A 15,058-nucleotide genomic window follows, 5' to 3' on the forward strand; every position below is an offset into this window, starting at 1 on the left:
TGCCTGGCTGTCCTACGCCGGCTACCCGCAGACCCGCACCTAGCGCGGCTCGTCCTCTCCCGAGGTCACGTCCACGTCGCCCGTCCGTCCGGCGCTGTCCCGCACCAGGGCCGTCAGCCGGGCAGCGGCGTCACGCACACCTGTGGAGGCCGCGGCCTGGGCCATGGCGCCGCGCCGTCGGGGATCAGTCACCACCGCCGTGAAGTCCAGGACGTCGTCCACGGTGAGCCGGGCGTCGAGGACCAGCCGCCCGCCTCCGGCCGACACGACGTCGGCGGCGTTGAGACGCTGTTCCCCGTTACCCACCGGCAGGGGCACGTAGAGGGCCGGTAGCCCCAGGGCGGTCAGCTCGGCCACCGTGCCTGCGCCCGAGCGGCAGATCACGCCGTCCGCGCACGCGTAGGCCTGCTCCATGGTGGTCAGGTAGTCCAGGACGTGGTAGCGCTCCTCCAGGTCCCCTCCCCCCTCGGTGCGAGCCGCCTGGGCCAGGGCCTCACGCACCGGGGCGTCCTTGCCCCGGCCGGTGAGGTGGACAACCTGAAGGGAGGCGGGCAGACGTGGCGGGTCGGCAGCGACGGCCTCAACGAGCACCTCGTTGAGCCGCTGCGCGCCCAGGGAGCCCCCGGTCACCAGCAGCACCGGGGCCGAGGGGTCCAGCCCCAGCGCCGTAGCAGCCTCCTGGCGGGCCTGCCAGGCCTTCTCCTCCGTGGCGCGCGCGGCCACCAGGTCAGCCACGGCGGGCCTCAGGGGCAGGCCTGTGACCTCGGTGCGTCCTCGCCGGGCTGACAGCCGTGTCGAGGCGAAGGTCAGGGCAACCGCTCTGGCCCAGGAGGCCCCCAGGCGGTTGGCCAGCCCGGGCCGGGCGTTCTGCTCGTGGATGACGACGGGCACTCCCGCCTTGCGGGCTGCCAGGTAGGCGGGAGTAGCGACATAGCCGCCGAACCCGACGACCACCTCCGCGCCGATGGCCTCAATGGCCTCGGCAGCCGCGCCGACCGCCCGACCCATCTGTCGCGGAAGCCGCAGCAGGTCCCCGCTGGGGCGGCGCGGCAAGGGGACCCGGGGGACGTAGGCGAGGTCGAGACCAGCCTCGGGCACCAGCCGGTCCTCCAAACCCTCCCGGGTACCCAGGACCAGGACCCGGGTCCGAGGGTCCCCGCCGCAGCCGGGGTCCTGCAGCGCCGCTGCGGTGGCCAGCAGCGGGTTGACATGCCCCGCAGTCCCGCCTCCCGCCAGAAGGACCCGCAACGGCCGGGCACCGGGCGCGCCAGGGCCGGAAGCGGCAGCGGTGTCGGCGGACTCAGCAGGCTCAGGCACGGTTCCTCCTCGGGACGATCACCGACAGGGTGCGGCGCAGAGCGCCGGGGCTTGATCTCAGGGCCTCCTGGGCGCCTGGCTCGTGACGAGCGAAGGCCAGCAGGACGCCCATGGCCAGCAGGACGGAGACCAGAGCGGTCCCGCCCCGGCTGACCAGGGGCAGGGGCAGCCCCAGGACGGGAAGGATACCGGTCACGACCATCATGTTGATGAGAGCCTGGCCCACCACCCAGGCACCGATGGCCGAGGCGGTGGCCACCACGCAGGGATCCGTATGCCGCCGCATGGTCCGCAGGCAGCAGCCCCCGATGACCGCGAACAGGGCGATGACCGTCAGGGTGCCCAGCAGGCCGAACTCCTCCCCCAGCACCGCGAACACGTAGTCGGAGTCCGCCTGGGTGAGATAGCCCCACTTCTGTCGCGAGGAACCGGGGCCGACCCCGAACCACCCTCCCGTGCCCAGCGCCCACTGGCCGTGGCGCGGCTGGTAGCCCACACCAGTGGGGTCGGCGCCGTCGGGACGCAGCCAGGCGAGGATCCGGGCACGACGGCTCACCGACAGCAGGGAGGCGGTCATGAAAAGGAGCAGCCCCAGGCAGCCCAGGGCAGCGAACCACCTCCGGGCCAGGCCGCCCACCCACAGCGCCCCCGCAACGATGAGGACCAGGACGATCACCGTTCCCAGGTCCTGGCCAGCCATGACGCTGAGGACAGCCAAGGCCACCATCACCCACCCGGCCATGACCGCTCGCCCTCGGCGACCCTGGGCGTACCAGGCCACCAGCGTCCCCAGGGCCAGGGCCAGGGCCAGCTTCATCGGCTCCGAGGGCTGGGCGGTGCCGATCCCGGGAACCTGGATCCAGTTACGGTTGCCGTAGACGTTCACGCCGACGGGAGAAAAGACCAGGAGCTGCATCCCCATCGTCAGCACCAGCATCACCCAGGCCAGCCTTGGGAACCAGGACAGGGGCACCCGGGAGAGCGCGAGCATCCCCACGACACCCACGACGGCAAAGACCAGGTACTTGGCGAAGTCCGTGTACGGGTTGCCCCCCGTGGCGGCCACCGTCACCGACTGGACCGAGAAGACCATAACGAGCCCCAGGGTCAGCAGGACCAGGGTGGACAGCAGTAGCGCGTAGTAGGTCAGTGTCGCCTGCTCCCCCCCACGGCGGCCCCTCCCGCCTGCGGCGCCGCGGTCGTCGTCGGGCCGGGACCGTCTCCAGGAGCCGCTCCATGGCCTCCACCGCCGCAACCGGGACCGCAGCCCCTCGCTACCAGGCAGGTCCTGGCCGACGTGGCCTGCCGACGTGGAGGGAGCCGCAGCAGGACGCAGCCTCGGCGGTGAGACAGGCACGCTCACTCCTGGCACCTCCTCTGCCCCCGGCTACGCCCCCCGGCTCCCGACAGGTCCCCGGCGTCACCCGACTCCTCCACCAGCGCGCTCACCGCGGAGGCGAAGAGATCCCCGCGCTGGGCGTAGGAGGAGAACTGGTCCCAGGAGGCGCAGGCGGGAGCCAGGACCACCGTGTCGCCAGCGCGGGCCAGGCGGGCGGCCTCGCTCACCGCCGCGCGCATCAGGGCGCTAGGCGGGGCGTCAGGGACCTGCCGCACCGGCACCTGGGGAGCCTGTGCCGACAGAGCCGCCAGGACGTCGGTCTGGTCCCGTCCGATGACAACCGCACCGCGAAGGCGCGACCTCACCGCGGAGACAAGGTCGAAGAACCGGGCGCCCTTGGTGTCGCCCCCCACGACCCACACGGCACTACCGGCAGGCAGGCCGCTGAGCGCCGCCTGTGCCGCGTGGGGGTTGGTGGCCTTGGAGTCGTCCACCCAGGTCACCCCGTGCGCCTGGGCCACGGTGACGCTGCGGTGCGCCCCCGGGCTGTAGGCACGCAGCCCCGCGGCGACTGCCTCCTCGTTGGCGCCGCCGGCACGGGCCAGGCACGCCGCAGCCAAGGCATCGGCCACGATGTGCCCGGGCAGCCTGTCCACGGCTGCACCCGGTGCAAGGTGGGCCAGGTCCAGGGTCGTGGCCAGCTCGACGGCGTGAGAGCGTCCACGAGAGTGGAAGGCGCGGTCCACGAGCAGGCCGTCCACCACGCCGACCTGGCCCGGGGCGGGGGCACCCAGAGTGAACCCGACCGCCCGGCAGCCCTCCACGACGTCGGCCCTGTCGACCATGTCGACAGTGGCCCGGTCAGCGGCGTTGTACACCGCCGCGGCCCTGGTCCGGGCGTAGACACGGGCCTTGTCCGCAGCGTAGGCCTCCAGGTCCCCGTGCCAGTCGAGGTGGTCAGGCGCCAGGTTAAGGCAGGCCGAGGCCAGCGGGGAGATGCTCGTCGTCGTGTGCAGCTGGAAGCTGGACAGCTCGACAGCCAGGGCGTCCGCCCCGCCCTCCAGGACCGCCTCAGTCACCGGCCTACCAATGTTGCCTACGGCGGGTGCCCTCAGGCCCGCCTGGCCCAGGATCTCCGAGAGCATCGAGACGGTGGTCGTCTTGCCGTCCGTACCGGTCAGCGCCAGCCAGGCCACGTCCGGGCGGGAGGAGTCCTGCTGGAGCCTCCAGGCGAGCTCGACCTCGCTCCACGTCGTCGTGCCGACACGGGCCAGCGTCCTCAGGACGGGGCCGGTGGCGGGAACTCCCGGAGAGACCACGACCAGTTGCAGGTCGCTGTCCTCCAGCGCCCGCGCCGTCGCCTCCGCGTCACCCACGGTGACACCCGCCACCGTGCTCCCCAGTGACTCGACCGAGGGCTCCCGGGAGTCGAAGACGTGGACCTGCGCACCCAGGGTGGTCAGCGCCTCCACGGCAGCACGGCCGCTGCGCCCCAGGCCCACGACGCCAGCGCGGGCACCCTCCAGGTCCTGGCGCAGCGGCCTGCCGACCGGGCCGGTGGTCCGAGAAGGCCGCTGCGGGGGCACACTGCTGGTCGCTGCGGTGGTCACGGTGCTGTACACCCTCCTGCTGGTCCTGGCTGTGGTCAACACTGTCAGCACTGTGCTGAACACCGTGCTGAACGCGGTGGCGTCGGTACGCCCCGCGGCCCGCCGACGTGGGTGCCGCGGCACGGCCGCGCCCAGAGTACTCAGGCTACGAGGAACTCCGCGTAGAACAGGCCGAGCCCCGCGACGACGCACAGGCCGGCAATGATCCAGAAGCGGATCACGACGTTGACCTCGGTCCATCCTCCCAGCTCAAAGTGGTGGTGGAGTGGAGCCATGCGGAAGACACGCTTGCCGGTTGCCTTGAAGGAGGCGATCTGGATGACGTCGCTCATGACCTCGGCCAGGAACAGCCCTCCCAGGACCACGGCAAGGAACTCCGTACGGGTCAGGATCGACAGCCCGGCCACGGCTCCCCCCAGCGCCAGGGATCCGGTGTCCCCCATAAAGATCTTGGCCGGGGAGGCGTTCCACCACAGGAAGCCGAAGCTGGCCCCCATGAGCGCTGCGGAGACCATGGCCAGGTCCCGGGGGTCGCGTACCTGGTAGCAGGTCGTGGCCACCACGTCGGAGTGCCCGTAGAGGCAGGACTGGTTGGTCTGCCACACCCCGATAAGGGTGTAGGCAGCGAAGACCATGGCGGAGGCGCCCGCTGCCAGGCCGTCGAGTCCGTCGGTGAGGTTGACCGCGTTGGACCAGGCAGTGATGAGGAAGTTCGCCCACAAGATGAACAGGAGGAGGCCCACAAGAGCCCCGGCGAAGGCGAGGTCCAGGGAGGTGTCCCGGGCGAAGGAGACCCGGGTCGAGGCCGGGGCGACGCCGTCACGGTCGGTAAAGCGCAGGGCCATGACCGCAAAGCTGATGCCGATGAAGGCCTGGCCGACGATCTTCTGCCAGGCCCGCAGGCCCAGGGACCGCTGCTTTGAGATCTTCTCGAAGTCGTCCAGGAAGCCGATGAGCCCCAGCCCCACGACCAGGTACAGCAGGAGGACCCCGGAGGCCCGGGGAGTACGCAGCTCGCTCAGGTTGGCCAGGGCGTAGCCCGCCACCGTGGACAAGATGATGACGACACCACCCATGGTGGGGGTGCCACGCTTGGTGAAGTGCCCCTGCGGGCCGTCCTGGCGGATGAACTGCCCGTACTCCTTGACCTGGAGGTAGCGGATCAGCAGCGGTGTCCCCAGGAGTGTGCCGACCAGGCCGACAAGGCCGGAGACGAGGATGGCGGTCATCGGGGGCGAGCCTCCTTGAGGTGGTCGGCCAGGCGCCAGGCGCCGGAGCCGTGGGATCCCTTGATCAGGACGGCGTCGCCGTCACGAAGCAACGTGCTGGACCGTGTCACAGCCTCCTGGGCGTCGGCGAGGCCGACGGCCTCCACGCCCTCAGCCCGGGCCGACTCCAGGGCCGGCTCCGTCCCCGCTCCGATGCCTACCAGCAGGTTGGCCCCTGCCTGGGCCGCCAGCAGGCCCGTCCGAGCGTGGTCTGCCACCGAGGCCCCACCCAGCTCCAGCATCTCCGAGACGACGACGACACGCCGCCGCTGTCCCGCCAGGGCAGGCAAGGCTGCCAAGGCTGCGGTCATGGAGTCGATGTTGGCGTTGTAGGAGTCATCGATGAGCAGCAGGTCACCCCCGAGCACAGCCACGTCCATCCGGTGCGGGCTCTCGATCTCCACCTGTCCCAGCTGGTCGGCGACGACCTCGGGAGCGGCCCCGGCAGCCAGCGCGAGCCCGGCCGCGGCCAGCGCGTTGGAGACGTTGTGCGCCCCGGGAACAGCCAGGTGGACCCGTCGGGGCTCGGCGAGCCCGGGAAGGCTGAGAGTGAAGGACGCCCGGGCTCCCTGGCCCACGACGACGTCGCTGGCGCGCAGATCAGCGCGGCCTCCGCTGGCTGAGAAGGTCAGGACCGGTCCGGGTGCACTGGTGACCATAGCCGCAGCGCGCTGGTCATCGACGTTGAGCAGGGCCGTGCCCCCAGGCAGCAGGCCGGAGAGGATCTCTGCCTTGGCCTGGGCCACGCCCTCGATGGAGCCGAAGCCGCCCATGTGCGCGTGGCCGACCATGAGGACGGCGGCCGCGTCCAGGGGCGCGACACCGGTGAGGTAGTCGATGTGGCCGGGGCCGGAGGCCCCCATCTCCAGGACCAGGTAGCGCGTGGCCTCGTCAGCCTCCAGCACCGTCAGCGGCAGCCCGATCTCGTTGTTGAAGCTGGCTCGCGGCGCGACGGTAGGACCACAGGCGGCCAGGACCTGACGCGTCAGGTCCTTGGTGGTGGTCTTGCCCACCGACCCGGTCATCGCCACCACGTCCAGGCGGCTGCCTCGAGCCAGGGCCGCACTGCGCAGGTGCTCCAGGTGGGCACGGGCCAGGGCACCCAGCGCCTCTACCGTGTCGGGGACCACCACGAGTCCCAGGGGCAGGTCGGCACCCGCCTCAGGGCTGCTCACCAGCGCACCCACGGCCCCTCGCTCCAGGGCCGAGGCCAGGTGGGCGTGCCCGTCAGTGCGCTCCCCGCGCACCGCGACAAAGAGCGAGCCGGGTCGAGCCTGCCGGGAGTCAGTAACCACCGGTCCGTCCACGACCGCGTCAGGTCCGAGGAGGCTTCCGCCGACGACAGCAGCAGCCTGCGCCAGGGTGCGGCTCATGCCTGGGGCCACTTCTGGGCGACGGCCTGGGCCATGACCGGGGCGTCGTTGTAGCGGATGAACTCGCCCCCGGCCTCCAGGAAGGGCTCGTGGCCCTTGCCTGTGACGATGACAGTGTCCTGCGGCCCGCACAGCTCCACACCCCGACGCACGGCGTCGCCGCGCCAGGTCGTGACCTCCTCGACGTCGCGCAGGTCCGGACGCACCGAGCGCACCCCCTCCAGGACGGCGTCACGGATGGACTGGGGGTCCTCGCTACGGGGGTTCTCGTCAGTGACGACGAGGACGTCCGCGAGCCTGGCGGCTACCGCGCCAAGCATGGGGCGCTTGCCCTGGTCACGATCGCCGTCGGAGCCGAAGACCACGATGAGACGCCCCGGGGTGATAGGCCGCACAGCCTGCAGCGCCAGCTCCAGGGCGTCCGGTGTGTGCGCGAAGTCCACGATGCACAGCCCCCGGGTCCCGTCACGCTGGCTGATGCGCTGCATCCGTCCGGGCACGGCGTGGGCGCCCGCCAGCGCCTCCACCGCGGTCTGCGCCGGGACCCCGGCACACAGGGCCATGACCAGGGCCAGGGCGGCATTCTGCACGTTGACGGCGCCGGGCAGCGGACAGGAGGCGGGGAGCTCCTGCCCGTCGGGGCCGTGGAGGACAAAAGTGGTCGCGGCCTGCGTCAGGGAGACGACGGCGTCGCTCACCCACCACTGCGCCTGCGCGTCACCAGGGTAGGTCCGTACCCGCTCCACCGGCACGGCCGCCGAGGCGGCCAGCTGTCGGCCCCACTCGTCATCGACGCACACCACCCCGCGGCGCGCGTGCTCCGGGGTGAACAGCCGGGACTTGGCCTCCAGGTATCCCTCCATGGTGCCGTGGAAGTCCAGGTGGTCACGCTGGAGGTTGGTGAAGCCGACGACGTCCAGGACCGTTCCGTCCAGCCGGTGCAGGACGACAGCGTGGCTGGATGCCTCCAGGCAGGCCGCGCCCACCCCCTGCTCCGCCGCCAGGGCGAACATCCTGTGAAGCACCGGGGCCTCGACGGTGGTGCGCGGAGACTCCACCCGGGAGCCGCCCACACGCAGCTCGACGGTGCCGGCCAGCATGGTGGACCCCAGGTGCGCCGTGAGGATCGCGTCCAGGAAGTAGGTGGTGGTGGTCTTGCCGTTGGTCCCGGTCACAGCCGTGGTCACCAGCTGCCGGGCGGGGTGGTGGTAGATCTCAGCAGCCAGCGGCCCAGCGAGCGCCCGCGGGTCGGGGCAGGTCAGGACCGGGGTGCCGGGAGCCGTCTGACGAGCCAGGGACACCCCGTCAGGGTCGGTCAGCACGGCGACAGCGCCGTCGGCCACGGCCTGACCGCAGAACCGGGCACCGTGGGCAGTGAACCCGGGCACCGCGACAAAGACCTCCCCAGGTGCCACGTCCGCGGAGTCCACAGAGGCCCCGGCCACAGCCAGCCCGGCCAGGGCGGCCGCGTCCTGGTCAGTCGCAGGGCTGGCGCCCAGGCGCTGGGCGAGCACCTCTAGCGAAGTGGGCGCGTTGTGCTGCGGCCGCAGCGAGGCTGCCGACTCGTAGGCGTGGTTGGTCATAGTTCCTCAATCTATCGCGAGCCCGGATGTCGATCCCCCACAGATGGAGTATCAGTGACGCATCTCGGAGGTGCTTGCTGTCACGTCCGCCTCTTCTACCTCTCCTGCCCCGTGCTGTCCCGCACCGCAGCCCGGTCACCGCGCGTCCACACCGTCAACCTGCTCCCCGTCCCCCTGTGCCGCGGCCCCGGCAACGACTGCGGGGTCGGGGGCGATTCCCAGGGACTGCATGGCCGCCAGGGCCACCTCACGGAACACGGGAGCGGCCACCGTGCCCCCGTACACCCCCTTGGGGCGGTAGACGATGACGGCGATCGCCAGAGCGGGCTCCTTGGCTGGCAGGAAGCCGACAAAGGATGCCACCGTCCCGTCCTCAGTGAGGATTTCAGTGGTACCGGTCTTGCCCGCCACCAGGTAGCCGTCAACGGAGGCCGCCTCGGCGGTGCCACCCTCCTGGGTGACACCGATGAGCATATCCGTGAGCGTGGCGGCCGTCTCCTCGCTGATGACGCGTACCCCCTCGGGCACCGTCTGCGTGGTCTCCTCGCCGTCCGCAGTGATCCAGGCGTCGATGACCCGTGGCGCGACCCGCACACCACCGTTGGCAATGGTCGCCAGCACCTGGACGGCTTGGAGGCTCGTGCAGGCGATCCCCTGCCCGAACATGGTGGTGTAGCGGGTGCGGTCGTCCCAATCCTGCGGGGAGGTGAGCAGCCCGGCGGACTCGGCGGGCATCTCGATCCCGGTGGGCGCCCCCCACCCGAACCTCTCCATGCAGGAGTATCGAGCCTCGTCCGAGACCCGTTCGCCGACCTGGACCGTACCGACGTTGGAGGACTCCGCCAGCACCTGGGCTGTTGTGAGGACCTGGTGGTCGTGAGGGTGGGAGTCCCGGAAGGACTGGCCGTTGGAGGCAGTCCAGGTGTAGGGCACGTTCCACGTCTCCTCGGCAGTGACGGCCTCCTCCTCCAGGGCGGTCGCGAAGGTCACCACCTTGCCGACACTTCCGGGCTCGAAGACGGCCTCCACGCTGCGCGCGCCACGGTCCTCCTCGGCGGTCGCCGCCGGGTCGGAGGGGTCCACAGAGCCGGAGTCGGCTAGGACAAGCACCTTGCCAGTGGCCGGCTCCACGGCCACGACGACGCCCCACAGCGCCGACTCCTGGGCAACCACCTTGTCGATCGCGGCCTGGGCTATCGACTGCAGGTCCGGATCCAGGGTGGTGCGCACGGTGGTGCCGGGTACCGCCTCGTCGTCCTGCTGGTCCCCGGTGGGGATGATGGCCCCGGTACGGCCGATCTCCTCGCTGCCACGCCCGTCGGTACCGGTCAGGAGGTCGTCCTGGGTCAGCTCGAGGCCGGCGGAGCCGATCAGCTGGCGGCTGTCGCCCTCGTAGGTGTAGCCCAGGACGTTGCCGGCGACGTTGCCCGCCGGGTAGGTGCGCCGGGTCCGCTGATCGGGCTCGACACCGGGTATCCCCAGAGCCTTGATCCGGCGCCAGGTGTCAGGATCGACCTCCTGGGCAATGATTGAGTAGGACGAGTCACCAACCAGCGCGGCCCCCAGCTCCAAGGGGTCCTGGTCCAGGACCGCAGCCAGCTGGGCCGCGGCGGCCGCGGCCCCGTAGCCCACTACGACCTCTCGCGTGCCGCCGGTAGCCTCGTCGGCCTGCTCCTCAACCTGCTCGTACTGGGACACAGCCTGCTGGTTGACTCCGACGTCGTAGGTGACGGCGCTGGAGGCCAGCACCGTCCCGTCCCGTCCCGTGATGTCCCCGCGACGCGCACGGTTGACCCAGCTCACGGTCCGCTCCGCCTTGGCCCGAGCTGCCAGCTGTGGTCCGGCGACGGCCTGGATGTAGACAGTACGACTCGCAAGAAGACCGAACAGGCCGATTCCTGCCAGCCGCAGCGCCTGGCGACGAGAAGGGTTCACCGCAGGCTACCCCGCCTGGTTCGCGTCATCGGTGGCAGGGGAGCCCTCCGTCAGCGTGGAGCGCTCCAGGTCCACCACTCCGGGCGCCCCCGCCGGGACCATACCCCGCTCGGAGGCACGGGTCGCCAAGGAGTCCGGGGCGGAGGCCTCCTGGACGTCGGTGCGCAGCGTCTCCACGTGGTCGTTGAGGACGTTGAGCTCGACCTGCGCCTCCTTCATCCGGTAGGCGGTGTCAGCCATGCGGGCGTTGAGCAGCATGGAGGCGACCAGCGCTCCCGCCAGGACGAGGATGATGATCGCCAGGAAGGGCAGGGTGGTGCGTGCGGGGGCGGTTCCTGTGACCACACGCAGCCGAGGACGACTGGTACCTGCCTCGTCGTGCTGGAGCCCACGGGCGTCGCCCTCACCTGCTACCAGGGAGCCGCCCCAGGACACTGCGGAACGACGTGTCGCAGCGGGACGGGTTGCTCGCGCTGTCGCGGCTGCGCTCATCTCTTGCCGGCCTTTCCTCGTCGGTTACTGGTGTCTGTACGGCGCGCATACGGGCCGCCGCGGGGCTCGGGTGCGGGCGCCTCCTGCACGCTCCTGGTGCGGGCCGCTGCCCGCAGTCTCACGGATGCCGCCCGCGGGTTGAGCGCGACCTCGTCGGGACCAGCCCTGACGGCACCGTGGGTGAGCAGCTCGAGGTAGGGGCGGTCGGAGTCCGGGACGGCGGGAAGACCGTGGGGCGCTCTGGTGGTCGCGCCTGACACCAGTGCCCGCTTGACGATCCTGTCCTCCAGGGACTGGTAGGACTCCACCACCACGCGCCCACCGACCCGCAGGCAGTTCAGTACCCGCGGTACCGCGGTCTCCAGGATCTCCAGCTCGGAGTTGACGGCGACGCGCAGCGCCTGGAAGGTGCGCTTGGCGGGGTGGCCTCCGCTACGGCGCGACGCCGCCGGGACCACCTGGCGGACCAGGTCAGCCAGGTCCTGGCTGGTGGTCACCGGGTTCCCCGCCTCACGGCGACGCACCACCGCCCGGGCGATCTGGGAGGCGAAACGCTCCTCCCCGTACACCCGCAGGATCCAGGTAAGGCTGGCCGCGTCCTCAGTTGCCAGGAGGTCACGGGCCGTGGGACCAGTGGTCTGGTCCATACGCATGTCCAGGGGCACGGGCCTGGAGTAGGCGAAACCGCGGGCGGCCTCGTCCAGCTGGAGGGAGGACACGCCCAGATCCATGAGGACGGCGTCAACAGTGCCGTCGGCTGCACCTGCGAGGAGGGGGGCATGCTCCCGCACGATCTCAGCCACCTGGTCGTAGGTACCGTGGACAGCGAGGAAACGTCCCCCGTAGCGGGCCAGCCGCGCCTGGGCCAGGCGGAGGGCCTGCGGGTCGCGGTCGATACCGATGACACGCAGGCCCTGGAAGCGGTCCAGGGCTGCCTGGGTGTGCCCACCCATGCCCAGGGTGCAGTCGACCATAAGCGGTGCGCCCCGCCCCGCCTCCCCGTTGGCGTCCGCGGTAGCCAGGGCAGGTTCCAGGAGGTCCAGGCAGCGCCCCAGGAGGACGGGAGCGTGCCGACGGGCGACATCCTCCGCCTGCAGCGGCTGTGGTGGTAGGCGTGTAGTGCCAGCAGCGGTCACGGCATGTCCTCCTTCCGGCTGTCTTCCTGCTACGTTGGTCTGTCCTGCCGGGGCCAAGGCCCCCGCCCCGGTGAGCCACCTGGCCAGGACTCCTCCCGTGGTTCCGGCACCGGGGAAGAGGTGCCGGACTCGGCATCGGGCGGAGACCTCGTCAGGCGGGTCACCGTCGGGGCGTCTCAGAAGAACCCGGGGATGATCTCCTCGGCTGTGTCGGCAAAGACCTGCTCCTGAGCGGCCAGGTAGTCGCTCCAGGCAGTGGCGTCCCATATCTCCACCCGGGCCCCTGCCCCGATAACGGCCAGGTCCCGTCTCAGCCCGGCATAGCTGCGAAGCTGAGCGGGGAGGGTGATCCGCCCCTGCTTGTCCGGAACCTGGGAGTCCGCTCCTGAGAGCATGACTCGGATGTAGTCGCGTGCCTGCTTCTGGGCCAGAGGTGCCTCACGGAGCTGTGCGTACATGCGCTCGAACTCCGCAGAGGTGAACGCGTACAGACAGTGCTCCTGACCTCGGGTGATCACCACGCCGCCAGCCAGCTCCTCACGAAACTTGGCAGGCAGGATGAGGCGGCCCTTCTCATCCAGCTTTGGGGCGTGGGTGCCCAGGAACAACGGGACACCTCCTTCCCCTCGGCTTTCCCCTGGCCCCCACCTTACTCCACTTTCCTCCCCTCCTTCCCACGCCGTGCGGGAAGGCTGTCACGTCACGACGTCGTCTTCCGCCAGATCAAGCGGATCTGCCGTGGTGGAGGGAAGTGGAGGGGGACGCGACACGCCAGTCACGGCCAACCTCTCCGGGCACCGGGCGCAGGAGAGCCGGGACGACTACGCCCCAGCCCGGGCGGGTCAGGAAGGGTCAGGAAAAGGCATCAGAGAGGGACAGGTAAGAGGGACAGGCTGGGTGTTTAGGGATCGAGGGAGCCGGGAAGGGGTCCGGGGACAGGCGAGGTTCTCACGCGGGACTCATGTGGAGGCTGCGGGAGGGAGCCCGCAGCCTCCACGTCTACCGGGCACGTTGGCGAGGCCGACCGGGTGGAGGGAGGCCGACCGGGTGGAGGACAGTGGAGGGAGGAGACGCGATACCCGGCACCACACAGGAACGACCGGCGCACCCGGTCAGGGCGTACACATCACTCGATGCCGACGCAGCGTGCGCACGGCACCCAGGGACACCTGCTCGGGGGCACGCACACGTCACCCCCGTCAGGCACGGCTCGCTCAGCCCTGAGAACCGCGCCGACGGTCCCACCGCTGCGACTGACGGTCCATGAAGGAGGAACGCCGTGAGGGACGTCGGGACGACCCAGGACCGCCACCGGCCTCCACACGCGTCAGGGCGAGGGTGACACCCCAGACGGCCATCCCGAAGCCGACGACACCCAGCAGGATAGAGATCACGCTGTTACGCACAACCACACCGCCGACGACCAGGCTCATCCCCACTAGCACCAGGGCGACTCCGGCCCCGATGTGCCTGGGGGACAGACGCAGGGGCCCAGTCGTCCTGCTGTCCATCGTGTCGGCAAGTCCCGGGTCCTCCTGGTGGAGCTGCGACTCCAGATCACGCAGGACCTGCTGCTCTCGCTCTGACAGTGCCATCGTGCTCCTCGTTTCTGAGCCAGGGGGTGGAGTCGTGTGCGTCGTAGCGGGACGGTCTACGCGGTCGGCTGGGGCCGCTGTTCCGCCACAGCCAGGATAGGCCTTGTTGTGCCCCGGGAAAACCTGGGAGCCAGATTGGTCATCCCTCGGGACGTGGTGAGGTCGGCGGGGGCAGCAGGCTGGCTGGCCTCAGGGCCTGCCCGCCCCAGCGTCTGCGCACGGCGTCCGCAGCCCTCTCCGGCGCGCCGTATCGGGGGTCCTCGTCCAGGAGGAGCTGGACACCCTCCTGGACGCGGAACAGTCCCTCGACCCGAACGCCCAGCAGGCGGAAGCCTCCGGGGGGCGTGGGCAGCGCGTCGAAGAGACCGCCCAGTGCCTGCCAGACGTCACGGGCCAGGTCCGTTGGCACGGCCAGGGTCCGCGAGCGGGTCACCGTGGTGAAGTCCGCCCCCCGGGCCTTGAGCACCACGACGCGGCAGCGCAGAGACCCAGCGCGCAGCCTGGCGGCGCACTGGTGGGTCTGGTCCAGCAGGACCCGGCGAGCGTGCTCACGGTCGGTAATAGTGGAGTAGAAGGTGGTCTCGGTACCGACGGACTTCTCCTCACGGACCGGGTTGACAGGCCTGGGGTCGATGCCGTGGGAGAGGTCGTGAAGATGCCGCCCGGCAGCGGTACCGAGGATCTTCTCCAGACGGCGCACGTCCGTGGCGGCCAGGGTCCGCACGTCCTTGATACCCCAGCGCTGGAGCACCTGCGCGCTCCTGGCACCCACCCCCCACAGTGCCTCCACGGGGAGCAGGTCCAGGAAGTCCCTGGTGGCTTCAGCCGGGATCAGGAGCAGGCCGTCAGGCTTGGCGTGGGCCGAGGCGAGCTTGGCGACGAACTTGGTGGAGGCCACCCCGACCGAGGCGGGAACCCCTACGCGGCCGCGCACCTGCTCACGGATCCAGGTAGCGACCTGGACGGGGCCGCCCATGCGGCGCCTGGCGCCCGAGACGTCCAGAAAGGCCTCGTCCACACTGACCCTCTCCAGGACAGGGGTCACTTCGGCCAGCACCGCCATAACCCTGGCCGACACCTGGCTGTAGAGCTCGTGGCGCACGGGCAGCACCACGGCCTGGGGGCAGCGCCGCAGCGCCTCCGCCATGGGCATGGCCGAGGACACGCCGTAGGCACGAGCCTCATAAGACGCGGCAGAGACCACGCCACGTCCGTGGGAGCCCCCGACGACGACCGGCCGCCCCTCCAGCTCAGGATGCTCCATGACCTCCACGGAGGCGAAGAAGGCGTCCATGTCCACGTGCAGGATTGGGGTCCCGGAGTCGTCCTCCCCCCAGGAGCGACGGGCTGACTCCGCCCGCGGAGCCCTGCTCATGACCCTCACCTCCCTATCCGCAATCTCTTCCTCAG

General features: G+C 70.8%; 12 protein-coding genes. All 12 read right to left on the reverse strand.

The window, feature by feature from the left end; genetic code table 11:
- Positions 1–39 precede the first annotated feature (39 nt).
- On the reverse strand, positions 40–1,317 hold the full coding sequence (locus tag D4740_RS03925) for a UDP-N-acetylglucosamine--N-acetylmuramyl-(pentapeptide) pyrophosphoryl-undecaprenol N-acetylglucosamine transferase (protein WP_259390651.1): 1,278 nt from the start codon (positions 1,315–1,317) through the stop codon (positions 40–42).
- Positions 1,310–2,674 carry an FtsW/RodA/SpoVE family cell cycle protein gene (locus D4740_RS03930; protein WP_259390652.1) on the reverse strand — a complete coding sequence of 455 codons (1,365 nt, stop codon included), beginning with the start codon at positions 2,672–2,674 and terminating at the stop codon, positions 1,310–1,312. Before D4740_RS03930 ends, D4740_RS03925 begins: the two co-directional genes overlap by 8 nt.
- Positions 2,675–2,676: 2 nt before the next feature.
- Positions 2,677–4,266, reverse strand: a complete 1,590-nt coding sequence (gene murD / locus D4740_RS03935) for a UDP-N-acetylmuramoyl-L-alanine--D-glutamate ligase (RefSeq protein WP_396027219.1) — start codon at positions 4,264–4,266, stop codon at positions 2,677–2,679.
- 140 nt (positions 4,267–4,406) lie between these two features.
- Positions 4,407–5,495, reverse strand: coding sequence for a phospho-N-acetylmuramoyl-pentapeptide-transferase (gene mraY / locus D4740_RS03940; RefSeq protein ID WP_119835659.1), 1,089 nt, complete (start codon positions 5,493–5,495; stop codon positions 4,407–4,409).
- Positions 5,492–6,907: a UDP-N-acetylmuramoyl-tripeptide--D-alanyl-D-alanine ligase gene (gene murF / locus D4740_RS03945; protein ID WP_243106960.1), complete on the reverse strand. Its 1,416-nt coding sequence runs from the start codon at positions 6,905–6,907 to the stop codon at positions 5,492–5,494. The genes mraY and murF overlap by 4 nt, the downstream gene beginning before the upstream one ends.
- A complete protein-coding gene (locus tag D4740_RS03950) occupies positions 6,904–8,490 on the reverse strand; it encodes a UDP-N-acetylmuramoyl-L-alanyl-D-glutamate--2,6-diaminopimelate ligase (protein WP_119835661.1) in 1,587 nt (528 codons plus the stop codon). Before D4740_RS03950 ends, murF begins: the two co-directional genes overlap by 4 nt.
- Before the next feature lie 135 nt (positions 8,491–8,625).
- Positions 8,626–10,425: a penicillin-binding protein 2 gene (locus tag D4740_RS03955; protein ID WP_119835662.1), complete on the reverse strand. Its 1,800-nt coding sequence runs from the start codon at positions 10,423–10,425 to the stop codon at positions 8,626–8,628.
- A gap of 6 nt (positions 10,426–10,431) precedes the next feature.
- Entirely contained in the window at positions 10,432–10,917 is a 486-nt protein-coding gene (locus D4740_RS03960; protein WP_119835663.1) for a hypothetical protein, read from the reverse strand.
- The gene (gene rsmH / locus D4740_RS03965) at positions 10,914–12,053 is read right to left on the reverse strand and encodes a 16S rRNA (cytosine(1402)-N(4))-methyltransferase RsmH (protein ID WP_396027220.1); all 1,140 of its coding nucleotides are present in this window, start codon (positions 12,051–12,053) and stop codon (positions 10,914–10,916) included. The genes D4740_RS03960 and rsmH overlap by 4 nt, the downstream gene beginning before the upstream one ends.
- Positions 12,054–12,229: 176 nt before the next feature.
- Entirely contained in the window at positions 12,230–12,661 is a 432-nt protein-coding gene (mraZ, locus tag D4740_RS03970; protein WP_119835665.1) for a division/cell wall cluster transcriptional repressor MraZ, read from the reverse strand.
- Positions 12,662–13,267: 606 nt separating this feature from the next.
- Complete coding sequence (locus D4740_RS03975; RefSeq protein ID WP_119835666.1) at positions 13,268–13,648, reverse strand: DUF3040 domain-containing protein; 381 nt, start codon at positions 13,646–13,648, stop codon at positions 13,268–13,270.
- Between the two features lie 139 nt (positions 13,649–13,787).
- The gene (dinB, locus tag D4740_RS03980; RefSeq protein ID WP_119835667.1) at positions 13,788–15,023 is read right to left on the reverse strand and encodes a DNA polymerase IV; all 1,236 of its coding nucleotides are present in this window, start codon (positions 15,021–15,023) and stop codon (positions 13,788–13,790) included.
- Positions 15,024–15,058 lie beyond the last annotated feature (35 nt).

It is taken from the genome of Actinomyces sp. 2119 (assembly GCF_003591215.1).
Lineage (GTDB): Bacteria > Actinomycetota > Actinomycetes > Actinomycetales > Actinomycetaceae > Actinomyces > Actinomyces lilanjuaniae.

Excerpts from the sequence above, each read along its gene's own strand:
- mraY (WP_119835659.1), bottom strand. The coding sequence starts at position 5,495 with ATGACCGCCATCCTCGTCTCCGGCCTTGTCGGCCTGGTCGGCACACTC.
- murF (WP_243106960.1), bottom strand. The coding sequence starts at position 6,907 with ATGAGCCGCACCCTGGCGCAGGCTGCTGCTGTCGTCGGCGGAAGCCTC.
- D4740_RS03950 (WP_119835661.1), bottom strand. The coding sequence starts at position 8,490 with ATGACCAACCACGCCTACGAGTCGGCAGCCTCGCTGCGGCCGCAGCAC.
- D4740_RS03960 (WP_119835663.1), bottom strand. The coding sequence starts at position 10,917 with ATGAGCGCAGCCGCGACAGCGCGAGCAACCCGTCCCGCTGCGACACGT.
- D4740_RS03975 (WP_119835666.1), bottom strand. The coding sequence starts at position 13,648 with ATGGCACTGTCAGAGCGAGAGCAGCAGGTCCTGCGTGATCTGGAGTCG.
- dinB (WP_119835667.1), bottom strand. The coding sequence starts at position 15,023 with ATGAGCAGGGCTCCGCGGGCGGAGTCAGCCCGTCGCTCCTGGGGGGAG.